At 70.6% G+C, this 22,199-nt stretch carries 19 protein-coding genes and 2 tRNA genes; 13 read left to right on the top strand and 8 right to left on the bottom strand.

Annotated features, from left to right (window positions below; translation table 11 throughout):
* Complete coding sequence (locus F9C11_RS19440; RefSeq protein WP_409186284.1) at positions 1–1,455, bottom strand: amidohydrolase; 1,455 nt, start codon at positions 1,453–1,455, stop codon at positions 1–3.
* A gap of 547 nt (positions 1,456–2,002) precedes the next feature.
* Between F9C11_RS19440 and F9C11_RS19435 the strand changes: the two genes are divergently transcribed.
* The 4 genes from F9C11_RS19435 to F9C11_RS19420 are packed head-to-tail and all read left to right on the top strand — an operon-like array spanning position 2,003 to position 3,422.
* The gene (locus tag F9C11_RS19435; RefSeq protein ID WP_409186283.1) at positions 2,003–2,338 is read left to right on the top strand and encodes an ArsR/SmtB family transcription factor; all 336 of its coding nucleotides are present in this window, start codon (positions 2,003–2,005) and stop codon (positions 2,336–2,338) included.
* Positions 2,335–2,805, top strand: coding sequence for an SRPBCC domain-containing protein (locus F9C11_RS19430; RefSeq protein ID WP_409186282.1), 471 nt, complete (start codon positions 2,335–2,337; stop codon positions 2,803–2,805). The genes F9C11_RS19435 and F9C11_RS19430 overlap by 4 nt, the downstream gene beginning before the upstream one ends.
* A complete protein-coding gene (locus tag F9C11_RS19425; protein WP_409186281.1) occupies positions 2,805–3,110 on the top strand; it encodes a dihydrofolate reductase family protein in 306 nt (101 codons plus the stop codon). Before F9C11_RS19430 ends, F9C11_RS19425 begins: the two co-directional genes overlap by 1 nt.
* 12 nt (positions 3,111–3,122) lie before the next feature.
* Complete coding sequence (locus F9C11_RS19420) at positions 3,123–3,422, top strand: dihydrofolate reductase family protein (protein ID WP_409186280.1); 300 nt, start codon at positions 3,123–3,125, stop codon at positions 3,420–3,422.
* Here F9C11_RS19420 and F9C11_RS19415 read toward each other — a convergent pair.
* Positions 3,417–4,646, bottom strand: coding sequence for an alkaline phosphatase (locus F9C11_RS19415; RefSeq protein ID WP_409186279.1), 1,230 nt, complete (start codon positions 4,644–4,646; stop codon positions 3,417–3,419). The two genes, F9C11_RS19420 and F9C11_RS19415, sit on opposite strands and share 6 nt — an antisense overlap.
* A 134-nt stretch (positions 4,647–4,780) precedes the next feature.
* Here F9C11_RS19415 and F9C11_RS19410 point away from each other — a divergent pair, with 134 nt between their 5' ends.
* Entirely contained in the window at positions 4,781–5,503 is a 723-nt protein-coding gene (locus F9C11_RS19410) for a dienelactone hydrolase family protein (RefSeq protein WP_409186278.1), read from the top strand.
* Here the strand turns inward: F9C11_RS19410 and F9C11_RS19405 are convergent.
* Positions 5,500–6,633: an ROK family protein gene (locus tag F9C11_RS19405; protein ID WP_409186277.1), complete on the bottom strand. Its 1,134-nt coding sequence runs from the start codon at positions 6,631–6,633 to the stop codon at positions 5,500–5,502. The genes F9C11_RS19410 and F9C11_RS19405 overlap by 4 nt on opposite strands.
* A gap of 79 nt (positions 6,634–6,712) precedes the next feature.
* On the opposite strand from F9C11_RS19405, the gene xylA reads away from it, so the two are divergent.
* Complete coding sequence (gene xylA / locus F9C11_RS19400) at positions 6,713–7,864, top strand: xylose isomerase (protein ID WP_409186276.1); 1,152 nt, start codon at positions 6,713–6,715, stop codon at positions 7,862–7,864.
* A 389-nt stretch (positions 7,865–8,253) separates the two neighbouring features.
* Positions 8,254–9,498 (top strand): aspartate--tRNA(Asn) ligase, encoded by a 1,245-nt coding sequence (gene aspS / locus F9C11_RS19395; protein ID WP_409186275.1) that lies wholly within the window; start codon positions 8,254–8,256, stop codon positions 9,496–9,498.
* A 54-nt stretch (positions 9,499–9,552) separates the two neighbouring features.
* On the opposite strand, the gene F9C11_RS19390 is transcribed toward aspS, so the two are convergent.
* Positions 9,553–10,005, bottom strand: a complete 453-nt coding sequence (locus tag F9C11_RS19390; protein WP_409186274.1) for a MarR family winged helix-turn-helix transcriptional regulator — start codon at positions 10,003–10,005, stop codon at positions 9,553–9,555.
* Between the two features lie 231 nt (positions 10,006–10,236).
* On the opposite strand from F9C11_RS19390, the gene F9C11_RS19385 reads away from it, so the two are divergent.
* Together F9C11_RS19385 and F9C11_RS19380 are read left to right on the top strand one after the other, a co-directional pair.
* Positions 10,237–11,544, top strand: a complete 1,308-nt coding sequence (locus F9C11_RS19385; protein WP_409186273.1) for a serine/threonine-protein kinase — start codon at positions 10,237–10,239, stop codon at positions 11,542–11,544.
* A gap of 107 nt (positions 11,545–11,651) precedes the next feature.
* Positions 11,652–11,807 (top strand): hypothetical protein, encoded by a 156-nt coding sequence (locus tag F9C11_RS19380; protein WP_409186272.1) that lies wholly within the window; start codon positions 11,652–11,654, stop codon positions 11,805–11,807.
* A gap of 30 nt (positions 11,808–11,837) precedes the next feature.
* On the opposite strand, the gene F9C11_RS19375 is transcribed toward F9C11_RS19380, so the two are convergent.
* Positions 11,838–13,349 (bottom strand): PP2C family protein-serine/threonine phosphatase, encoded by a 1,512-nt coding sequence (locus tag F9C11_RS19375; protein ID WP_409186271.1) that lies wholly within the window; start codon positions 13,347–13,349, stop codon positions 11,838–11,840.
* 155 nt (positions 13,350–13,504) lie between these two features.
* Between F9C11_RS19375 and F9C11_RS19370 the strand changes: the two genes are divergently transcribed.
* The gene (locus F9C11_RS19370; protein WP_409186270.1) at positions 13,505–18,229 is read left to right on the top strand and encodes a HAMP domain-containing protein; all 4,725 of its coding nucleotides are present in this window, start codon (positions 13,505–13,507) and stop codon (positions 18,227–18,229) included.
* Here the strand turns inward: F9C11_RS19370 and F9C11_RS19365 are convergent.
* Positions 18,198–18,271: transfer RNA gene (locus tag F9C11_RS19365), tRNA-Gly, on the bottom strand. The genes F9C11_RS19370 and F9C11_RS19365 overlap by 32 nt on opposite strands.
* A gap of 115 nt (positions 18,272–18,386) precedes the next feature.
* On the opposite strand from F9C11_RS19365, the gene F9C11_RS19360 reads away from it, so the two are divergent.
* Together F9C11_RS19360 and F9C11_RS19355 are read left to right on the top strand one after the other, a co-directional pair.
* Positions 18,387–18,463, top strand: a tRNA-Pro gene (locus tag F9C11_RS19360).
* A gap of 220 nt (positions 18,464–18,683) precedes the next feature.
* Positions 18,684–19,463 (top strand): tyrosine-type recombinase/integrase, encoded by a 780-nt coding sequence (locus F9C11_RS19355; RefSeq protein ID WP_409186269.1) that lies wholly within the window; start codon positions 18,684–18,686, stop codon positions 19,461–19,463.
* Between the two features lie 312 nt (positions 19,464–19,775).
* Here the strand turns inward: F9C11_RS19355 and F9C11_RS19350 are convergent, their stop codons facing one another.
* Together F9C11_RS19350 and F9C11_RS19345 are read right to left on the bottom strand one after the other, a co-directional pair.
* Entirely contained in the window at positions 19,776–20,849 is a 1,074-nt protein-coding gene (locus F9C11_RS19350; RefSeq protein WP_409186268.1) for a flavin-containing monooxygenase, read from the bottom strand.
* Entirely contained in the window at positions 20,846–21,280 is a 435-nt protein-coding gene (locus F9C11_RS19345) for a MarR family winged helix-turn-helix transcriptional regulator (protein WP_409186267.1), read from the bottom strand. Before F9C11_RS19345 ends, F9C11_RS19350 begins: the two co-directional genes overlap by 4 nt.
* 245 nt (positions 21,281–21,525) lie before the next feature.
* Between F9C11_RS19345 and F9C11_RS19340 the strand changes: the two genes are divergently transcribed.
* The gene (locus F9C11_RS19340; protein WP_409186266.1) at positions 21,526–22,185 is read left to right on the top strand and encodes an ArsR/SmtB family transcription factor; all 660 of its coding nucleotides are present in this window, start codon (positions 21,526–21,528) and stop codon (positions 22,183–22,185) included.
* The last annotated feature ends 14 nt before the right edge of the window (positions 22,186–22,199 follow it).

The raw sequence follows: 22,199 nt of genomic DNA, 5'->3' as shown, positions 1-22,199 counted from the left end.
CTACGCCAGGTACGTCGGCCTTCCCGCCACGATCGTCGCGGACACCGGCATCTCGCGGAGTTCCTTTGTGGACAGTCCACTCGGGTCGGCCGCCGTCAGCACCAGATCGGCCACGTCGCCGACCCGCACGCCGCGGCGGCCGCCCGAGGAGGCGGCCAGCGCGTCCGCGAGCGGAATGGCCTGCTCCGGATGCCACGGCGGCCGCTCATCGTCCGTTCGCCCGACCGCGGCGGCGATCCCGTCCCACGGATCGAGCGGCGCGACCGGCGCGTCCGAGCCGAGTTCCAGCCGGGCGCCGGATTCCAGCAGGGCACGGTAGGCGTACGCGCGGTCGGTGCGGCCGTGCCAATGCCGGTCGGCGACGTCGCGGTCGTCGGGCTGGTGCGCGGGCTGCACGCTCGCGACCAGCCCGAGCGCGGCGAACCTCGGCACGTCCTCGGGCCGCAGCAGCTGCGCGTGCTCGATCCGGCCCGGGCAGCCGACCTCCTCGAACGCGTCCAGCGCGATGGTGTTCGCGTGGTCGCCGATCGCGTGCACCGCCGGGATCAGGCCGTGTTCGAAGGCGCGGCGCATCAACGGCACCAGCTCCTCCGGCGGCAGCTCCAGCAAGCCCTTCTCGCCGGACCCCGGGTACGGCTCGTGACAGTAGGCAGTGCGGGTGTTGAGCGAGCCGTCGACGAACAGCTTGAACGGACCGACGGTGAGCAACCCCTCGCCCGCCTCGAGCACGTCGCCGGTCCGGTGTCCTCTTTGGATGGTCTCGTCCAGCAAATACCTCGCGATGACACAGGAAACCCGGGTCGCCGGCTTCGCCTTGGCGGCCCGGCGGGTCCAATCCGCGACCGTGTCCGCGTATTCGTAGTCGACCACTGCCGTCACTCCCCGCTTGGCCGCGGCGGCCAGCGCGTCGGCGACCCAGCCGTCCTGGACCTCGACCGGCGCGGCCGGCAACGCCGCCGTGGCGCTCATGCAGTCGTTCTCCAGCAGGACGCCAGTCGGATGCTCGCGGCCGATCAGCTTCAACGCCGCCGGACTCAGCCACAGCGTGTGCAAATCCGCGCTGAACAACGCCACCGCGCGACCCGGGAGCGCGCGCTGCAGCAGATCCTTGTGCGGCCGGTCCGGCCACAGCCCGTCCCGGAACCCGACGCCGACGACAAGGTCTTTCGCGGGCGCGTCGAGCAGCTTCTCCATCAGCAATTCGACCGCGCCCACCGCGGATCGCGCACTGTCCAGCGGGATGCGCCTGCGGAAACCGGCCCACTGAACGAGATGCACGTGCGCGTCGACGAGGCCGGGCAGGAGCGTGCCGCCGTGCCCGTCGAGCACGCGCGCGGCGAACCCGGTCCCGGCACCAGGTTCCTCGACAGCCGACACGACGCCGTCGCGCACCCGAACGTCCGCGAGCGGCCCGCGCAACCCGACCCGGACGCGGCGGAGGAGAAGATCGTCCATGCGCCCAGCCTGCCAGCCAGCCCCGTTCGGGTGAAGCGGGAATTCGGGTGCTGGGGCGGGCGTTGAAACGGGTATTCAGGAAGCATGGCAGCCGTCGCCCGCCGAAGGGTCAGGGCCGGTTCAGGAGCGCCGCCTTCACAAGCCGCGCAGGGTTCGACTCCCTCGGTTGCCGCTGAGTCTTGCTGAGCCGCGGCGGGGCGGCGTGGCGGGAGTTGCTCGGGCTGCGGGGACTGGCTTTTAACGCCGGACAGGCTTGACCGGAGGCTGACCGGACCGAAGCTGCGACCGCGGCTTCGGCGGACCGGTATCGCCGGATCGCTTCGACCGAAGCCGCCGGGCGGCTCTGATCACCGGGTGCGCCCCCCGAAACGCTTCGCCCCCGAGCATGCGCACTCTCCCGCACCCCGGTGCCTTCGCCTCCGCGGCCATCGCGAACCCCGGCCACCTCCGACTGCACGGGCAAGCACGCCGCACCTCCTCGCCGACCGTACAGCCCCCAACACTTAGCCCTTGCGCTAACCATCCCGCCGTGGCAATACTTAGCCCCATGGCTCAGTATTCATCCGCCCTCGACGGGGTCTTCGCCGCCCTCGCCGATCCGACTCGGCGGGCCGTCGTGCGGAGGCTCGGGCAGGGGCCCGCGAGTGTCGGGGATCTCGCGGGCGAGGCTCCGATGACGTTGCCGTCCTTCATGAAGCACGTGCGGATGCTCGAATCGCACGGCTTGATCCGCACCGTCAAATCCGGGCGGGTGCGCACGTGCGTGCTCAACCGCGACCGGTTCGCGCTCGTCGAGGACTGGCTCGCCGAGCAGCGGCGCGTCTGGGCCGGGCGCACCGACCGGCTCGAGCAGTTCGTCACCGGCCAGGAGGACCAGCCGTGAATCCCGACCTCGATCTTTCCCTCGACCGCGTCATCCGCGCGCCCCGCAAGCGCGTCTGGGACGCCTGGACCGACCCGGCCAGCCTCGCCCAGTGGTGGATTCCCGCGCCGCTGCGGTGCCGAGTCGAGAAGCTGGACGTGCGCGCTGGGGGTGCGTTCGTCACGCGGATGAGCGAGGACGGCCGGACTTTCGTCCCGCATCTCGACGCGTGCTTCCTCGTCGTGGAGGACTGCAAGCGGCTCGTATTCACGAATGCCCTCGACAGCGAATGGCGGCCGGCGAATCCGCAGCCGGTCGCGATGACCGCGGAAATCGTTCTTCGCGATCATCCGGAGGGCACGGATTACCGCGTGGTCGTCCGGCACGGGGATCCGGCGGCCCGGGAACGGCACGCCGACCTCGGGTTCGCCGACGGGTGGGGCACGGTCACCGGGCAGCTCGCCCGGATCGCGGAAAGCGGTGCCTGATGCGGATATCGCTCACCGCGTTCGTCACCCTCGACGGCGTCAGCCAAGGGCCGGGATCGTCCACAGAGGACACCAGCGGCGGGTTCTCCCGCGGCGGCTGGTTCGTCCCGCACCTCGACCAGGCCTTCGTCCAGCGTGCGTCCGAGTGGCTGGATCTCGCCGACGGGCTGCTGTTCGGCCGCCGCACCTACACCTCGTTCGCCCGCGGCTGGCCCGCGGTCACCGACCCGGACGACCCGTTCGCCGGGCGGATGAACTCGCTGCCGAAGTACGTCGTGTCCAGCACCCTTGAGATCGGCACCTGAGCGCCGGCCACTGTGCTGCGCGGCGATCCCGCGACCGCGGTGCGCGAACTCAAGGCAGCACCGGGCCGGGAGCTGCAGATTCACGGCAGCGCCCGGCTCGGCAACACCCTGCTGTCCGCCGGGGCCGTGGACACGGTCCGGCTGGTCGTGACCCCGACCGTGCTCGGCGCGGGACGCCTGCAGTTCCCGCATCCGGCGCCGGCGACCGGGTTGCGGCTCGTCCGGCACGAAGCCACGCCCAGCGGATTGGTGCTGCTGGAGTACGACGTCACCGGAGAAGCCGCGCTCGACGACTACGCCGGGGCGTCATGAAAGGTGCGCGGCGGACACCATCGCGCGGTAGACGTCGGTGTTGTCCAAAGTCCCGTCGAGCCGGTCCGAACCGGGGCCGGTCGCGGTGACCGGGGTCGGCACGCCGCTGTGGTCGCCGGTGGTCCAGTCGACAGTCAGCGAAAGTTTGGTGCCGGGCACGGGAAACGGGCCGTCCTCATTGCCCTCGGGAGCGCCGTCGGTGTCCTCGATGGCCAGTCCGCCGGTTTCGTGGTCGCCGCCGATGATCACCAGGGTGTCCGGGTGCGAGCGGGTGAAGCGAAGCACCTCGGCGACCGCCGCGTCGAGGGCCCGGCCCGCGTCGAGGACGCCGTGCGCGTTGTTTTCGTGCGACATTCCGTCGATGCCTTCTTCTTCCAGGAACAGGAAGAAACCGCGCGGGTTGGCGGACAGCGTGTCGAGCGCCTTCTTCGCCATCACCGGCAGCGCGACCTTCGGCTGGTACGCGCCCTTGCCGTCCGGGCCGTAGTCGACCATGTCCTCGTTCGCGAACAGCCCGAGCAGCCGCGGCGCGCGGGTCGCGGCGAGTTCGCCGGCGTTCCGCACGTAGGTGTAGCCGGACCGCTTCGCCTGCTCGATGAGATTTCCGTGCGTGCTGCGGCTTTCCTCGCCCGGCTTGTCCGGCCACGCGCCGGGATCGCCCTTCGGCAGCCACCAGTCCTCGCCGCCGCCGAGGAGGACTTCCGGGCGGCTTTCGGTGATGTACTGCTTCGCGATGTCGCTCTGCAGATCCCGCGAAGGCACGTGCGACGCGAACGCGGCCGGCGACGCGCCGGTGACCTGCGCGGTAGTGACCAGCCCGGTCGACTTGCCGGCGCGTTTCGCCTGCTCAAGGACGGTCAGCAGGCGACGGCCCTGCGCGTCCTGGCCGACCGCGCCGTTGCGGGTCTTGTGGCCGGTGGCCAGCGCGGTCGCCGCCGCGGCCGAGTCGGTGACGAGTTCTTCCGGGTCCGCGGGGTCGGTGTGCACCAGGCCGGTGACCGGGAGCCGGTTCATCACCAGGTCGCCCGCCCGGCCGGTCGTCGCGAGCCGGACGAACTCCCGTTGCGCCGCGCCCATGCCGTCGCCCTGGATGTAGACGATGTTGCGTGCTTTCGGATGCCAGCCGCCGGAATCCGCGGCCGGACCGTCGCCCGCCGTCGCGACCGCGGGCACTGCTCCGGCCACCGCGAGCACGGCCGCGGCGAGCACCATCGTCTTGCGCATCCGGATCCTCCTTTAGTTAGGAAGCTTTCCTAACATGTTTCCCGGAGCACCGCGAGAGGGTCACCTGAACGGACGTGTCCGCCGTCGGTGAACAGCACCCCGCCGGGCCGCGGCGCTCACTACGGTTGGCGCTCATGGAGACCGTCACCACGCGCACCGTCGAATACCCGGCCGACGGCCTCACCATGGTCGGGCACCTCGCGATTCCCGCGGGCACGGACCGGCGGCCCGGGGTCCTGATCGGCCCCGAAGGCACTGGTCTCAACGATTTCCAGCGCGCCCGGGCCGACGCGTTGGCCGAACTGGGCTACGTGGCGCTGGCCTTCGACCTCCACGGCGGCCGCTGGTTCACCGATCCCGACGAGATGCTGGCGCGCTGCCTTCCGCTGCTCGACGACCCCGACCGGTTGCGCGACATCGGCCACGCGGCGCTCGACGTGCTGCTCGCCGAACCTCGCACCGATCCCGGCCGGATCGCCGGAATCGGGTACGGCACCGGCGGCGCCGTGGTGCTGGAACTCGGCCGCGCCGGCGTCGAACTGCGTGCGATCGGCACGATCAACGGCCTGGTCACCGGCCGTCCGGGCGAGGCCGCGAACATCCGCTGCCCGGTGTGGGCGGGCGTCGGCTCGGAGGACCCGATCATGCCGCCCGCGCAACGGGACGCGTTCGCCGCCGAGATGCAGGACGCGGGCGTCGACTGGCGGCTCACCGTCTACGGCGGCGCCCAGCACGCCTTCCATCACCCGCCGGTCGGCCCGGAGCAGCGGCTGCTGCCCGGCGTCGGCTATCACGCGGTGCACGCCGAGCGGGCCTGGCGCGACGTCGTGACTCTGCTCGCCGACAACCTGGGCTAACGGGCGAGGAACGGTCCCGGATCAGCCAAAACGCCGTGGATGGTGCGACCCGCCGCGCCCAGCGTCGCGGCGGAATCGCCCAAGGCGGACGGGCTCAGCACCGGCACTGAACCACGCAGGCCGGTCAACCGTGCCCGCAGCACCGTTTCCGCGGCGGGAGCCAGCCAGGGGAACAACGGCCCGAACACCCCGCCGAGCACGACGCGGTCCACGTCCACCAGATTGACCGCCGACGCCAGCGCCAGCCCCAAAGCCTCCCCCGCCGCGGCCGCGGCCGACAACGCCGCGTCGTCCCCGTCGGCCAAGGCGGCGGACAGATCGTCCACTGTGGACACTCCGGCCGCGGTCAGCATCGCGTCCTGCCCGGCGTAAGTCTCCAGGCAGCCCACCGCGCCGCAGCGGCAGGACGGGCCGGACGGGGACACCAGCACGTGCCCCAGCTCGCCTCCGGTGCCGCGGAACAACCGGGAGTCCACCACCAGCCCCGCGCCGATGCCGATTTCCCCGGACACGTAAAGGAAATCCGCCGCACCCGCACCGAACCACAGCTCGCCGAGAGCACCGAGGTTGGCCTCGTTGTCCACCGAAACCGGGACCGGCAGGTCCAGCGAAACGGGCACGTCCCGCCACCCGAGGTTCGGCGCGCTCAGCACCACGCCGTCCCGCACCGGGCCGGACACCGCGAGCACCGCACCGGCGACCGTCAGGCCGAGTTCCCGCGCCTCAGCCAGCTCCGAAGAAGCCAGTTCCCGCACCGCCTCCAGCACGGTTTCCGCCGGCACGCCACGATTGTCCCGCTCGATCCGGACCGACCGGCGGACCGTGCCGGCGAGATCGAGCACGCACGCGGCGAGATAGTCCACATTGGCCTCAAGCCCCAGCGAAGCCATCCGCTTCCCGCTCAGCGACACCTCGACGCCGGGGCGGCCGCGCTCCCCCACCCGCACGGCGGCGGTCTCGGCCAGGAAACCCGCCTCCAGCAGCGAGCCGACCAAAGCGGACACGGTCGATTTGGTCAGCCCGGTCCGCTCCGCCAGCGCGGCGCGGGTCAGCGGGCCGCCGCGGCCGATCTCGCCGAGCACCAGCTCGAGGTTCCGCGCTCGCATCGCGTCGTGCCGAACCGGCTCCATCCGAACCTCCGCTCTTGACGGCCGGGGCGGCCGCGGCGCAGTATTTAGTCTACATCGTGAACTAAATGAAGGGACGGGCATGGCCGACTACGCCCCCGCGCCGGAGGACAAATTCTCGTTCGGGTTGTGGACCGTCGGCTGGGCCGCGGCCGACCCGTTCGGCGTCGCCACCCGGCCGCCGCTCGACCCGGTCGAGAGCGTGCACCGGCTGGCCGATCTGGGCGCGTACGGCGTCACCTTCCACGACGACGACCTGCTGGCCACCGAACCGGACCGCGACACCGCGATCGCCAAGTTCAAGAAGGCGCTGGCGGACACCGGCCTGCGCGTGCCGATGGCGACGACGAACCTGTTCAGCCATCCGGTTTTCAAAGACGGCGGCCTGACCAGCAACGACCGCGACATCCGGCGGTACGCGCTCGCCAAGGTCCGGCGCAATCTCGACCTCGCCGCGGAACTCGGCGCGCGGACCTACGTCCTGTGGGGCGGCCGCGAGGGCGCGGAATCCGACGCGGCGAAAGACGTCCGCGCCGCGCTCGCCCGGTACAAGGAGGGCCTCGACGTCCTCGCCGACTACGCGGTCGGACAGGGCTACGACCTGCGGTTCGCGCTGGAGCCCAAGCCGAACGAACCGCGCGGCGACATCCTCCTGCCGACCATCGGCCACGCCCTCGGGTTCATCTCGCAGCTGGAGCGGCCCGAACTGTTCGGGCTGAACCCGGAGGTCGGCCACGAGCAGATGGCCGGGCTGAACTTCGTGCACGGCATCGCGCAGGCGCTGTGGCAGGGCAAGCTGTTCCACCTCGACCTCAACGGCCAGCACGGCCCGAAGTACGACCAGGACCTGATTTTCGGCCACGGCGACCTCGCCAGCGCGTTCTTCCTCGTCGACCTGCTGGAGCACGGCGGCTACGACGGCCCTCGGCACTTCGACTACAAACCGCTGCGCACCGAGGATCCCGAGGACGTCTGGGTTTCCGCGGCGGCGAACATGCGCACTTACCTGATCCTGCGGGAGAAGGCGCGCGCGTTCCGCGCCGATCCGGAAGTCGCCGAAGCGCTCGCCGCGTCGCGGGTGCCGGAGCTGGCCACGCCGACGCTCGCACCCGGCGAGACCCTGGACGACCTGGCGGCCGACGAGTTCGACGTCGAAGAAGCCGGCCGGCGCGGTTATCACTTCACCCGGCTGAACCAGCTGGCCTTGGAGCACCTGCTCGGCGTCCGCTGCTGAGCCGATCGTTACTGATCCGACCACAGCCACGGCCTAACGGCTTCGTAGCAACGGTTGCGTGCCGGGCGGGGGGTCGGCCTGCTTTTGGTCGGATCAGTAAATCGGGCGACGCGGATGGCGGCAGTGTTTTACCGTTGCGGGCAACACGTTGACGGAGACAAGTAGCGCAGGGCCCCGCGAGGGACAGAGAGCTGCCGCCGGTGAGAAGGCAGCGTCGCGGCCCCGCGCGAAGACACTCCCGAGTGCGGGGAGGAAATGCCCCGCCGGCCCGGCCGCCGTCATCCGGCCAGAACGAGGCCGCCCACCGGCGGCGAAGGTGCGGTGGCACCGCGAGTGTCCCTTCTCGCCCGCACCCCCAAGGGGTCGCCGAGTGCGCTCAGGAGAAGGAATTGAGTACCCGCACCCCGGTGGCCTGCCTGCGCGACCGCGCGGGCTCCACCGTGACGATCGCCGGCTGGGTGCACCGCCGGCGCGTGCTGAAATCCGTGGCGTTCCTGGTGGTGCGCGACCGGTCCGGCACCGCGCAGGCGGTTTTCGCCGAGCCGCCGCCGGTCGCCGAGGAGACCGTCGTGCGGCTCACCGGGCAGGTGGCCGCCAATCCCCAGGCGCCCCAAGGGGTTGAGCTGCGCGAGCCGGAGCTGGAGATCCTGTCCGCGCCGGAAAAACGGCCGCCGTTCGATTTGTATCGCCCCGAGGTAGCCGCCGGTTTGCCGGTGGTGCTGGACAACGCGGCGGTCGCGTTGCGGCATCCGGTGCTGCGGCGGCGGTTCGAGGTGGCCGCGGGCAGCGTCGCGGCGTTTCGCCGAGCATTGGACGCCCAAGGATTCACGGAAATCCACACGCCGAAGATCGTCGCCACCGCGACGGAATCCGGGGCGAATGTGTTCCGGCTCGACTACTTCGGACGCCCGGCTTATCTCGCGCAGTCGCCCCAGTTTTTCAAGCAGGCCATGGTCGGCGTGTTCGAGCGGGTGTACGAGGTGGGACCGGTCTTCCGGGCCGAACCCCACGACACCGCCCGGCATCTGGCGCAATACACGAGCCTCGACGCGGAACTGGGCTTCATCGCCGACCACCGCGACGTGATGGCGGTGCTGCGCGACGTCGTCGCGGAAATGGCCGCTGCCGCCGGACCGGACGCGCCGGCGGTGCCGGAAGAAATTCCGTCGATCGATTTCGCGGCGGCACAAGAACTTCTGGCCCGCAACACCGGCGAAGACCCGCGCGGCGAACCGGACCTCGCGCCCGCGCACGAACGGTGGCTGTGCGAATGGGCCGAGCGAAAACACGGGTCGGAATTCTTGTTCGTGACCGGATACCCGATGGCGAAACGGCCGTTCTACACCCATCCGGACCCGGCGAACCCGGCCAGCTCGAACAGTTTCGACCTGCTCTTCCGCGGCCTGGAACTCGTCACCGGCGGCCAGCGGCTCCACCGCCACGCGGACTACCTGGCCGTGCTCGGCGAGGCGGCTGGACAGTACTCGGACTACCTCGACGCGTTCGCGTACGGCATGCCACCGCACGGCGGGTTCGCGATCGGGCTGGAGCGCTGGGTCGCGCGGGTGCTGGGCGTGGCCAACGTGCGCGGCGCGACGCTCTTCCCGCGAGACCTGCATCGCCTGCGGCCCTGACTGCCGGTGAGGGGAATCCTGAGGGACTCTGATTCCCTCGGGGTTCCCCTCACGTCACTTGGCCGCGAAGGTGAGCGCGCCCAATGCGGTGACCAAGGGAGCCAGCTCCGGAAGCTCCTCCGCCTCGGCGAGCGCGGCCGACAGCGCCGCGTCGTGCGTCGGGCGGGCGGCGGCCAGCAGCTTCTGCCCGGACGGCGTCACCTCGGTGTAGATGCCGCGCCGGTCGTCCTGGCACAGGTACCGCGACAGCAGGCCGCGCTCCTCCAGCCGCGTGACGAGGCGGGTGGTCGCCGACTGGCTCAGCACCACCGCGTTGGCCAGCTGGCTCATCCGCAGGTGGAAGCCGTCCTGGCGGCCGAGCACGTCGAGCACCGTGTACTCGCTCACCGACAGCTCGTGCTCGGCTTCGAGCGCGCGGTTCAGCCGGTCTTCGATCCGCGCGTGCAGCGCCGCCAGCGTCCGCCAGCCTTGCGCGCGCGCCTCGACAGCGTCGTCCGACACCGACATGGTGCACCTCCTCCAGGCGGCCCCGGTTGCGGGCGGCCGCGGCCCCGGGCATTATCGGCGCAGGTCAATGCGGTTGCAAGTATTGCGTGCGCCGGTAGTGCCCGTAAGCCACTCTACCCGCGAACCTCCGCGAGGGCCGGTGCCGCGGGTTTTCCGCGGCCGACTCCGCGTTTGCCGCCGCCCGGGGGCGGGTAAATTGACCGGGCTGCCCCGGCGGAAGGTGAACCGGCGATGACCGACTCTGGCGATTCGGACGCGGCCACGACCGCGAGACGGTTCGCGCTGGGCCGGTACGGGCCCGCTCCGCTGGTCCTGGCCGGCCGGTACGAGCTGGTCGAACGGATCGGCGAAGGCGCGACCGCCTGCGTGCACCGCGCCGAGGACCGCGAAACCGGGGCCGAGGTCGCGGTGAAGCTGTTCCACGCCGGCGCGGTCGAACTGGGCCGCAGCCGCCGGGACCAGGAGATCGCGGCGCTGCGCGCGGTGCGGCATCCGGGGCTGGTCGGGTTCGTCGACGCCGGGGTCGACGAGGGGCACGCGTACCTCGTGATGGACTTCGTCCCCGGGCCCAATCTGTCCGAATGGCTGCGCTCCGGGCCGCTGCCCGCCGACCGGGTCGTCGAACTGGGCGCGCAGCTGGCCGAGGCGCTCGCCCACGTGCACGCGCACGAGGTGACCCACCGCGACCTCAAGCCCGCCAACATCCTGATGTCCGGCGACGGCCCGCGGATCGCCGACTTCGGCGTCGCGCGCATCGTGGACGCGACCCGCGTGACCGACACCGGCGCGGTCGTCGGGACGGCGGCCTACCTCTCGCCGGAGCAGGTGCTCGGCGAGCACCCGGGCCCGGCCTCGGACGTCTACGCGCTGGGCCTGGTCCTCCTGGAATGCCTGACCGGCGTCCGCGAGTACCCGGGCACGGCGGCGGAAACGGCGGTCGTGCGGCTGCACCGCGCGCCGCGGATCCCGCCGGACGCGCCGGAGCCGCTGGCGAGGACGCTGCGCGCGATGACGCTGCGCGATCCGGAAGAAAGACCCTCCGCGACGGCCGTCGCGCGGGCGTTGCGCGGCACGGAATCGTTGCGGCTTCCGATCAAGACGCGGCTGGCGGTCTTCTGCCGCCGCCACGAGGTCTCGCGGCGGCGTGCGGTGCTCGCGGCGGGCCTGCCGGTGGTGCTGGTCGCGGTGGGGGCCGTGCTGCTCGCCGCGCCCCTCCACCCGGACACCGGCTCCGCGCCCGGCCCCGGACCGGCTCCGGTTTCCCCGTCTTCTTCCGCCGCGTCCGATGCGCCGGACCCGGCTCCCCGGCTTTCGCCGTCCGCGCCGCCGGTCCGCTCGACGAACGCGACCGCTCCCCCGCAGACCACGACGGTTCCGCCCGGCACGACGCCTCCGACCGCGGCGGCCCCGGACAATCCGGAAAGCCAGTCGAGCCCGGCGAGCCAGCCGGGCCGGACCCCGCCGAAAACCCCGCCGGGACAGACGAAACCGCCCCGCAACACGGCGACCGGCCCGCCGAGCGACAAGACTCCACATTAGACAGACCCGGACCGCCGCGGACCACCCGGTCGGCTGACGCCGGGCAATTCGGTGGCGAAGTCCGTCCCGGCGCGCGATCCTGGTGGCGAGCCGGGGAGGTGATGGCGATGACCGCACACGCGCGTCGATTCGGACGGCAGTGCCGCGAACACTTCGAGCGCCCGGAACCCGCCCGCGCGTCCGAGCCGGAACCGGACGCCGCGTCCGCACCGGCGCCGGAACCGGCCGCGGAACCGGAGCCGGAAGTCCAGCCGGGAAAGTAGTTTTCCCTTGCCGGGCAAGGAAATCCTGGGCTACTCCGCGCGCGGGGCGGCCTCGATCGCCAGCACCGCGATGTCGTCGTGGCCGGAATTTCCGAGCCATTCCCGCACGGCCTCGCGCAAGCGGCGCACGACTTCCCGCGCCGGCTGCCCGACGCAGTCCTCCAGCACCGTGTAGAGCCGTTCGTCGCCGAACAATTCGGTGGATTCCGTGCGGTTGCGGGCTTCGGTGACGCCATCGGTGTAGAGGAGGCAGACGTCGCCCTCGTCCAGGTGCGTCGTCGCCTCGGCGAAGCGCGCCTGCGGCGAGACGCCGACCAGCGTGCCGGGCACGCTGATCTCCTCGACCCCTCCCCCGCGCCGCAGCACGAGCGGCGCGGGATGGCCGCCGGAGGCGAGGGTGACGTCGAGGCCGGACTCCGCGGCCGCGACCGAACCGAGCACGAGCGTCGCGAACCGGTTGCTGCCGCCGGAGATCAGGAGTTCGTTGAGCAGCCGCAGCATCGTCCGGCCGTCGCGTTCGACCAGATGCAGCGCGGCCAGCGAATGCCGCACCCGGCCGGTCAGCGCGGCGGCCTCGGCGCCCTTGCCGCAGATGTCGCCGACGACCACGAACGCGCTGCCGTCCTCGCGGGAGAGGACGTCGTAGAAATCGCCGCCGACCCCGAGCACTCCGCCGGCCGGTTCGTACCACAGCTCGAAATTCGCGCCGTCGACCTGGGCGGGCGGCGTCGGCAGCAACGTCGATTCCAGCCCGCGCGTGGCTTCCTCCTGGCGCGCGTAGCGCTGCGCGTTCGCCAGCGCCGTGCCGGCCGCGTCCGCGAACGCTTCGACCGCCTCGCCTTGCGAAAGCCCGAACGCGGGCTCGCCGCGCCGGCCGAGCAGCACCGCGCCCGCCATGCCGGAGCCGAACGAAACCACCGAAACCTCGAGGTGCCCCTCGAACGGCTCGGCGACCGCCGCCGGAAGCGCCGCCACTTCCGCCGCGGGAACCGAGCGGACCTCGGGCCGGGCGACGTCGGTCACCGCGTCGGACACCACCGGCGCGAGCTGCGCCGGAACCCGCCGGATGCGGCCGTGGCCCGCCGCGCCGTGTTCGGTGCAGCTCCACCATTCCCAGCGGCCGCGGGTGGTCGGCAGCAGCACGAAAGCGCAATCGGCCAAAGCGGACGCGGCCAGTTCGGCGATCACCCGCGCGGTGCCGTGCCGTCCGCGCGCGAGCGCCAGTTTCGGACCGGTCTCGGCGAGGAACTCCTCGGGACGGCGGCGGCCGTCGTCGACCACGGTCCAGGCGCGCCAGCCGCCGGGCAGCGCGCGGACCTTGGCCGGCCGGTGGCCGACCTTGCCGGTGGTCTCGGTCACGCTGACGAGCTCGGCCGGGCCGAGCCGCTGCGCGGCCGCGTTGGCCCAGCGCAGGGCGCCTTCCGGGTCCTGGAGGTACACCGGCTCCCGGACGTCGTCGAGGACCGGGCGCCAGAACCCGGCGTGGCCGGGCAGCTCGGCGCCGGGTGGCAGGGCCGACGCCGGAGCGGGCCGTGACACCATGCACGAACCTCCTGCCTCCGGGTCGACCTGACGGTCCTGGTCCTTCCAGGTTGGCACAGTGTGCGCGGGCGGACTGGGTCGAAGTGTAGGGCGAACCGTGGCAGGCTGGGTCGACGACCATGGCTGGCACACGCGTGGTGGGAAGGTCGGCAGAGATGACAGAGACTCCCCAGGCTTCCGGGAGCCCCCGGAACTCCGGGGCCCAGGACCCGGAGTTCGTCCCGGCGAACGAGGCCGCGGCGCTGGAACGGCTGCTCGCCGCGGTCCACGACCTCGGGGACGGCAACTTCCGGCGGCGGTTCGTGGCGCACGGCGACGGGATCACCGCCCGGCTCGCGTCGGCGTTCAACGACATCGCCGAACGCAACCAGCGGCTCGTGACGGAACTCATGCGCGTGCGCGGCGCGGTCGGCCAGGAGGGCAAGCTCAACGAGCGCGTCCGCACCGAGATCGGGCCCGGCGGCTGGGCCACCGCGGTCGACACGGTCAACGGGCTGATCGAGGACGTCAGCCGTCCGGTCGTGGAGCTGGACCGGGTGCTGGGCGCGGTCGCCGAGGGCGACCTGTCGCAGCCGATGGCGCTGCAGCTGGACGGCCGTCCGCTGCGCGGGCAGTACGCCGAGCTGGCGAAGACCGTGAACGGGCTCAACGCGCAGCTGTCGCGGTTCGCCGCCGAAGTGATCCGGCTCTCCCGCGAGATCGCCGGCGAGGGCCGCCTCGGCGGGCAGGCCGAGGTCCCCGGCGTGGCCGGGACCTGGCGCGACCTCACCGACTCGGTCAACTTCCTCGCCGACAACCTCACCGAGCAGGTCCGCAACATCGCCTCGGTCACCACCGCGGTGGCCCGCGGCGACCTGACGCAGAAGATCAACGTCGACGCCCGCGGCGAGATCCTCGAGCTGAAGAACACCATCAACACGATGGTCGACCAGCTCTCGTCCTTCGCCGACGAAGTCACCCGCGTTTCGCGCGAGGTCGGTTCCGAAGGGCGGCTCGGCGGCCAGGCGCGCGTGCCGGGCGTCGCGGGCACCTGGCGCGACCTCACCGACTCGGTGAACCTGATGGCGGACAACCTGACCGACCAGGTCCGCAACATCTCGCAGGTCGCCACCGCGGTCGCGGCGGGCGATCTGACGAAGAAGATCGACGTCGACGCGCGCGGCGAGATCCTGCAGCTGAAGACGACGCTGAACACGATGGTCGACCAGCTGTCGTCGTTCGCCGACGAAGTCACCCGGGTCGCCCGCGAGGTCGGCAGCGAGGGCCGCCTCGGCGGGCAGGCGGAAGTCCCCGGAGCGGCGGGCACCTGGCGCAACCTCACCGACTCGGTGAACCAGATGGCCGACAATCTGACCGACCAGGTCCGCAACATCTCGCACGTGACCACCGCGGTCGCGAAGGGCGACCTGACGCAGAAGATCACCGTGGACGCGCGCGGCGAGATCCTCGAGCTCAAGACCACGATGAACACGATGGTCGACCAGCTCTCCTCCTTCGCCGACGAAGTCACCCGGGTGGCCCGCGAAGTCGGCACCGAGGGGCAGCTGGGCGGACAGGCCACCGTGCCCGGGGTCGCCGGCATCTGGCGCGACCTGACCGGCTCGGTGAACTTCATGGCGAACAACCTCACCGCGCAGGTCCGCAACATCGCACAGGTCGCGACCGCGGTGGCACGCGGCGACCTGACGAAGAAGATCGCGGTCGACGCGCGCGGCGAAATCCTCGAGCTGAAGACGACGCTGAACACGATGGTCGACCAGCTCTCGTCCTTCGCCGACGAGGTCACCCGAGTGTCGCGAGAGGTTGGCACGGAAGGGAAACTCGGCGGTCAGGCGACCGTGCCGGGCGTGGCGGGGACCTGGAAGGACCTCACCGACAACGTCAACTTCATGGCCAACAACCTCACCGACCAGGTGCGGAACATCTCGCAGGTCACCTCGGCCGTGGCGCGCGGCGATCTGACGCAGAAGATCACCGTCGACGCGCGCGGCGAAATCCTCGAGCTGAAGAACATCCTCAACACGATGGTCGACCAGCTGTCCGCCTTCGCGGACGAGGTCACCCGCGTTGCCCGCGAGGTCGGCACCGAGGGCCGCCTGGGCGGTCAGGCGCGCGTTCCCGGCGTCGCGGGGATCTGGAAAGACCTCACCGACAACGTGAACGTCATGGCGGACAACCTGACCGTGCAGGTCCGGAGCATCGCCACGATGGCGAGCGCGGTGGCGAACGGCGATCTGTCGAAGAAGATCTCGATCGACGCGGCGGGCGAGGTCGCGGCGCTGGCCGGGACGCTGAACGACATGGTCGAGACGCTGCGCGCGTTCGCCGACGAGGTCACCCGCGTCGCCCGCGAGGTGGGCACGGAAGGCATCCTCGGCGGTCAGGCGCGCGTGCCGGGCGTGGCCGGGACCTGGAAGGACCTGACCGAGAACGTCAACTTCATGGCGCACAACCTGACCAGCCAGGTGCGGAACATCTCGCAGGTCACGACGGCGGTCGCGCGCGGCGACCTGTCCCGCAAGATCGACGTCGACGCCCGGGGCGAGATCCTCGAGCTGAAGACCACGATGAACACGATGGTCGACCAGCTGTCCGCGTTCGCCGCCGAGGTCACCCGCGTCGCCCGCGAGGTCGGCACCGAGGGCAAGCTGGGCGGCCAGGCCGAGGTCGAGGGCGTGTCCGGCACCTGGAAGCGGCTGACCGAGAGCGTGAACCAGCTGGCGGGCAACCTGACCACGCAGGTCCGCGCGATCGGCCAGGTCGCCACGGCGGTGACCGCGGGCGATCTGACCCGGCACATCACCGTGGACGCGTCCGGCGAGCTGGCGGACCTCAAGGACAACATCAACCAGATGATCGCGAACCTCAAGGAGACCACCTCCGCGAACCGCGAACAGGACTGGCTGAAGACGAACCTGGCGCGGCTGTCCGGGCGGATGCAGGGCCACCGCGACCTCGCGTCGGTGGCGACGCTGATCCTGTCCGAGCTGGCCCCGCTGGTCAGCGCGCAGCAGGGCGCGTTCTTCATCGCGCACGACGACGAGGACGGCGACGGCCAGGACAAGCTGCTCGACTGCATCGCCGCCTACGGCCTCGCCCAGGCCCGCACCGGCCTGCGGTTCCGGCTGGGCGAATCGCTGATCGGCCAGGCCGCGGTGGACCGGCGGACGATACTGGTCAACGGCGCTCCCCCGGAGTACGCGCTGGTGTCGTCCGGGCTGGGCTCGGCCCCGCCGGTGAACGTGATCGTGCTGCCGGTGCTGTTCCAGGGCGAGGTGCTCGGCGTGCTGGAACTGGCGTCGGTCAACGAGTTCTCCGCGGTGCACCTGGACCTGCTGGAGCAGCTGCGGCACACGATCGGCGTCAACGTCAACACGATCCTGTCGAACTCGCGCACCGAGGCGCTGCTGACCGAATCGCAGCGGCTGGCCCAGGAACTGCGCGCGCGGTCCGAGCAGCTGCAGGCCCAGCAGGGCGAACTGCGCCGGTCGAACACCGAGCTGGCCGAGAAGGCGGCGCTGCTGGCCCAGCAGAACCGCGACATCGAGGTCAAGAACATCGAGATCGAGCAGGCCCGCCAGGAGCTGGAGGAACGGGCCGGGCAGCTGACGGTCGCGTCGCAGTACAAGAACGAGTTCATGGCGAACATGTCGCACGAGCTGCGCACGCCGCTCAACAGCGCGCTGATCCTGGCGAAACTGCTGTCGGAGAACCCGGAGGGCAACCTCACGGAGAAGCAGATCCAGTTCGCGAAGACGATCTGGGCGGCGGGCAGCGATCTGCAGCAGCTGATCAACGACATCCTCGACCTGGCGAAGGTCGAGGCCGGGAAGCTGGACCTGCAGATGTCGGACGTGACGCTGCCGGAGCTGGTCAACTACGTCGAATCCCTGTGCCGCCCGCTGACCGCGGACAAGGGCCTGGAGTTCGCGGTCCTGATCGACCCGCCGGTGCCGGGCAGCGTGCACACCGACGAGCACCGCCTGCAGCAGGTGCTGCGGAACCTCCTGTCGAACGCCGCGAAGTTCACCGACGAGGGCGGCGTGCGCCTGCACATCCGGATGGCCGACCCGGAGGAGGTCGAACAGGAGTCCCTGCGCTCGGCGGCCGGCATCATCGCGTTCGCGGTCGAGGACACCGGCATCGGCATTCCGGAGGAGAAGCTGGAGGTCATCTTCGACGCCTTCCGCCAGGCGGACGGCACGACCAGCCGCAAGTACGGCGGAACGGGCCTGGGCCTGTCGATCAGCCAGCAGCTCACGGAGCTGCTGGGCGGCGAACTGCGGGTCAGCAGCGTCCCCGGGAAGGGCAGCACCTTCACGCTGTACCTGCCGGTCGGCGCCGCGAACCTGATCGCCCCGACGACCCCGGTGCGTCCCACGCCGAAGCTGCCGGTCCTGCCGAGCACCATCACCGTGGCCGAGCCGAACAGCGCGCCGAAACGCTTCAACGGCGAAAAGGTCCTCATCGTCGACGACGACCTGCGCAACGTCTTCGCCCTCGCCGCGGTCCTCGAGCAGGCAGGCCTGGAAGTCATCTACGCCGACACCGGCGTGGCCGGAATCCGGGCACTGGAACGCCACGAGGACACGGCGCTGGTCCTGATGGACGTGATGATGCCCGAACTGGACGGCAACGCGACCATCGCAGCCATCCGAGCCGAAGCGGCCCACGAGGACTTGCCGGTGATCGCCGTCACAGCGAAAGCGACGGAGGAAGACCGCGAACGCACCCTGGCTTCGGGAGCGGACGACTACATCACGAAGCCGGTCGACACGGATCTCCTGCTGGACGTGATCGCCGCCCGCCTGGAGGCGGACGCGGCGTCGTCCTCGGAGAGGGAAAACTTGGAGCGGGTGACGGGAATCGAACCCGCGTAGCTAGTTTGGAAGACTAGGGCTCTACCATTGAGCTACACCCGCAGTGCTCTCGGTGACCCGGGAGCGAAGCCAGTTTAGCGTGCCCGCTAGGGTGGGTCGTACACCCCCCGGGTACTCCGGCTTCCAGGCTTCCGGACCTCGGGGTTTTCGGGGGTGCCGGGATGTGGCGCAGCTTGGTAGCGCATCCGCTTTGGGAGCGGAGGGTCGCAGGTTCAAATCCTGTCATCCCGACCACTAGGGGCTGGACCTGCGGGTTTGGCCCCTTTTTGGTGCCGTGGGGCGCGGGGTGGGAGCTAACACAGCGCTCAGTGACACTCCTATTCGAGGATTTTCACATGCGCACCCGAGCTCTGAAGCCCGCTCCGCCGGCCTGGCAGGCGCTGATCGACGAGTGGGCTATGTCACTCGAGGCAGAGAACAAGAGTGCCCGGACGATCCGGGCTACTGCGACTCCGTGCGCTTCTTCCACATCTGGCTCGCGGACCCGGTCGCGCCGGAAGCTGATGACCCCGACGCGTGGCTCGCCTCCGTTCCGCCGGAACCGGCCGAGCCCGCAGACTACGAACCGAACCACGTCAAACGGTGGATCGCCTACCGCATCGCCACGACCAGTCCGGGCAATGCGAACAACAATTACCGGGCACTGAGTGCGTGGTTCAATTGGCTCCTGGCCGAGGAAGAGATCGAGCACCACCCGATGGCTCGTATGAAACCACCGCACATTCCGGACCAGCCGATCCCCATCACTCCGGTGGAATTCATCAAGCAGGTGCTCCGGAACTGCCAAGGCCGCGACTTCCACAGCCGCCGGGACGAGGCGATCATCCGACTGATCTGGGACACCGGCGGCCGCCTCTCCGAAATCGCCAACATCGACATGGAACGCGACCTCGATCTGACCCGTCGCGTCGTCAATGTCCTCGGCAAAGGCGGGAAATGGCGCGCACTCCCCTTTAGCGCCGCTACCGGCAAAGCCCTCGGCCGTTACCTCCGCGTCCGTGCTCGCCACCCCTACGCCGACACGACTACCAGACTGTGGCTCAGCGACCACCGCCGCAGCACGCCCCTCTCGCCGAACGGCATCAAGATCATGCTCCGCCGCCGCGGCAACGACGCCGATGCGCACAGCGTCCTCGGCCGCAATCTCCACGCACACCTCGGCCGGCACTTCCAGTCGCACACCTTCCTCAAATCCGGCGTCAGCAAGGGCGACCTGATGCCCCTCAACGGCTGAGCCACGCCGCAGATGGCCCGGAAGTACGGGGCCGGCGCTGCCGCCGAACGAGCCCACGAGGCCGCCAGGAAAATTCGCGTTGGAGATGCACTGTGAATCAGTGGCCGTGACCGCGCACATCGCGCCGCTCCTTGCGATGCCGAGCCTGCCCGACGAGTTGACGGACTCGTTCTTCTCGATCACTCGTTCTGTGTTGTAGAACTTCGGGAGGGCAGTGCCGACCTCTTGGTCCTGCCGCTGCTTGTGCTCAGGCGGCCGAGCCATGTTCGCTGCCTGCCTTGATGTCTGTCAGCGCAGATTTGCCGGCTCGTGCTACGAGGGCGATGCGGACTTTGCCGACGCGTGGCCGACGATCCGCGGGGCGAGGTGGGCAGCGTCGTGGCCGACGTAGCCGATGAGCGCCGAGCCGGCGGTTCGTTGCCAGGGCTGCCCGAGGACGTACAAGCCGGGTGTGGGTGTGATGCCTTCGCGGTGGCGGAGTACTGATTCGTCGAGCGCGCCGGGGATGTCGACCCACGAGTGGTCCCGGCGGAATCCTGTCGCCCAGACGACCGCGTCGAGGTCGGTGCGCGTGTCGGCGGCGAAGACCGCAGTGCTGTCCAGGGCGTTCGTGAGCCGGGGTGCGAAGCTGATTCCGAGGCGGCGCAGGTCGCGGAGCGAGTGGCCGATCACGGTGCCTTCGCCGCGGCGCATCCAGCGACCTCGCCGGGAGGCCGCGGGTGCGGTGATCAGCCCGGCGCGGGTCTGCCACCAGAAGATGTCACGGCCCAGGATGCGTTGCGGGACATGGACATTGCGGGTTCCGGTCGAGAGCGCCACCGCGGCGACGTCCGGGTCGGCGGCGAGTTCGGCGGCGATCTGCACGCCGGAGTTGCCCGCGCCGACCACCAGGACCCGGCGGCCGCGAAACGGGTCCGGGTCCCGGTAAGCGCTGCTGTGCTGTTGCAGGATTTCGGGTGCGAATGCTTCCGAGAAGGCCGGGACGGCCGGTTGCTGGAACGGCCCGGTCGCGACGACCACCTGCCATGCCCACACCGGTCCGCGGCTGGTGGTGAGGTGGTAGCCGTCGTCGTGCCGTTCGAGTGCGGTGACGGCGGTCGACGTCTTGACAGGCAGGTCGAAGGTGCTGGCATAGGTCGCGAGGTAGTCGGCGACCTGGTCTTTCCCGGGGTAGGCATCAGGCGGGCCGGGGAACGCGAGGCCGGGCAGAGCGGCGTATCGCGCCGGTGTGAACAGGCGCAGGGAGGTCCAGCGGTTGCGCCAGACGTGGCCGACGTCCGGGCCCGCGTCGAGGACCACGAAATTCAGTCCTGTGTCGGCGAGTTCGTGTCCCAGAGCCAATCCGGCCTGGCCGCCGCCCACGATGGCGACGTCATAGCCGGTCATGTCGCCGACGGGGCGACGGCGCCCAGGATGAGGTCGGCGACGCGGACGAAAGCGGCCATGTCGTCAGGCGGCACGTCGCAGAGGACTGCCCGGGCACCGCTGCGCCGGCTGTCGTTGATCCACTGTGCGGTGGCGGAGCCTTTGGGGGTCAAGGAAACCGCGACGGCGCGCCGGTCGTGAGGATGGGGCAGCCGCCGCACCAGGCCGGCGTCCTGCAATTGGTCGACGAGGCTGGTGACGTGGCGAGGCGTGCATCGCAACGCATCGGCGAGCGCGCGCTGCATCAGCTCGCCGTCGCGGGCCAGCACGTAGATCACCTCCGCGCGGCTGGGGGTGAGGCCTCGCTCAGCCAATGCCCCCTGCATCGTCTCGGCCAGCCGGGCGGCCAGCTCGAAAGCCTTGTCGAACGCCTCCTCCGGACTGCCGGTCATCTCATCCCTCCTCCTTTTAGTGTCCAGAGTACATAGTGAGGTGAGTTCAGTAAATGTGCTGCCCGACTGTCGGCAGCGCTGGGCCCGACTCCTGTCGCAGCGGTCACAGTCGGCCTGTCGCCGCTGGTCACAGGCCACACGCGCGGGTGTCACGACGGAAGTTCGGACGCGCTTGCGGGCCGGAAGTGTGACACTATTGGCATAGATCCAGAAAGCTTTGGAGAAGCAGAACGGGACGGTGCCCCATGTCGGAGAACCCTGGGCCGCAAGAGGTGTTGTTCGAGCAGTTCGCCCGTGTCGGCAAGGCGCTCGGCAGCCCGAAGCGGCTGGAGCTGCTGGACGTGCTGGCTCAGGGGGAACGCAGCGTGGAGGTGCTGGCGCGACGCACCGGACTGAAGCTGACGACCGCGTCCGCGCATCTGCAGGCGCTGCGGCAGGGCGGGCTGGTGCGGACCCGCAAGGAGGGCACCCGGGTGTTCTACCGGCTCGCCGGGGACGAGGTCGCCCGGTTGTGCCTGAGCCTGCACGAAGTCGCTAAGGCGCACCTGGCCGAGACCCGGCAGGCCGCCCACGAGCTTCTGGGAGAAGACGAGGTCGAGGAACTCGGCCGCGACGCCCTGATGGACCGGATCGAAGCCGGTGACGCGCTCGTGCTGGACGTGCGCCCGGAGAACGAGTTCGAGGCCGGGCACATCGCCGGTGCGGTGTCGGTGCCCTTGGACGAACTGGAAGACCGGCTCTCGGAGCTGCCCGCGGATCAGGAGGTCGTGGCCTACTGCCGGGGCGAGTTCTGCGTGCTGTCCTATAAGGCGGTGCGGTTGTTGCGGGCGCGCGGGCGCAAGGCCCGCCGGATGTCGGGCGGGATGCTCGAATGGCGTTCGGAAGGGCGGGCGATCGCCGCGTAGACGCCGGGCCGGCG

The organism is Amycolatopsis sp. VS8301801F10, assembly GCF_046195355.1.
GTDB lineage: Bacteria > Actinomycetota > Actinomycetes > Mycobacteriales > Pseudonocardiaceae > Amycolatopsis.
Note: the sequence above shows the minus strand (reverse complement) of the source record. Positions and strands in the feature narration are given on the sequence as shown.

Coding starts and splice junctions, on each gene's coding strand:
- F9C11_RS19385 (WP_409186273.1), top strand. CDS start 10,237: ATGACCGACTCTGGCGATTCGGACGCGGCCACGACCGCGAGACGGTTC.
- F9C11_RS19345 (WP_409186267.1), bottom strand. CDS start 21,280: ATGACCGGCAGTCCGGAGGAGGCGTTCGACAAGGCTTTCGAGCTGGCC.
- F9C11_RS19415 (WP_409186279.1), bottom strand. CDS start 4,646: ATGCGCAAGACGATGGTGCTCGCCGCGGCCGTGCTCGCGGTGGCCGGA.
- F9C11_RS19375 (WP_409186271.1), bottom strand. CDS start 13,349: ATGGTGTCACGGCCCGCTCCGGCGTCGGCCCTGCCACCCGGCGCCGAG.
- F9C11_RS19410 (WP_409186278.1), top strand. CDS start 4,781: ATGGAGACCGTCACCACGCGCACCGTCGAATACCCGGCCGACGGCCTC.
- F9C11_RS19340 (WP_409186266.1), top strand. CDS start 21,526: ATGTCGGAGAACCCTGGGCCGCAAGAGGTGTTGTTCGAGCAGTTCGCC.
- F9C11_RS19350 (WP_409186268.1), bottom strand. CDS start 20,849: ATGACCGGCTATGACGTCGCCATCGTGGGCGGCGGCCAGGCCGGATTG.
- F9C11_RS19390 (WP_409186274.1), bottom strand. CDS start 10,005: ATGTCGGTGTCGGACGACGCTGTCGAGGCGCGCGCGCAAGGCTGGCGG.
- F9C11_RS19405 (WP_409186277.1), bottom strand. CDS start 6,633: ATGGAGCCGGTTCGGCACGACGCGATGCGAGCGCGGAACCTCGAGCTG.
- xylA (WP_409186276.1), top strand. CDS start 6,713: ATGGCCGACTACGCCCCCGCGCCGGAGGACAAATTCTCGTTCGGGTTG.
- F9C11_RS19425 (WP_409186281.1), top strand. CDS start 2,805: ATGCGGATATCGCTCACCGCGTTCGTCACCCTCGACGGCGTCAGCCAA.
- F9C11_RS19380 (WP_409186272.1), top strand. CDS start 11,652: ATGACCGCACACGCGCGTCGATTCGGACGGCAGTGCCGCGAACACTTC.
- F9C11_RS19435 (WP_409186283.1), top strand. CDS start 2,003: ATGGCTCAGTATTCATCCGCCCTCGACGGGGTCTTCGCCGCCCTCGCC.
- F9C11_RS19370 (WP_409186270.1), top strand. CDS start 13,505: ATGACAGAGACTCCCCAGGCTTCCGGGAGCCCCCGGAACTCCGGGGCC.
- F9C11_RS19440 (WP_409186284.1), bottom strand. CDS start 1,455: ATGGACGATCTTCTCCTCCGCCGCGTCCGGGTCGGGTTGCGCGGGCCG.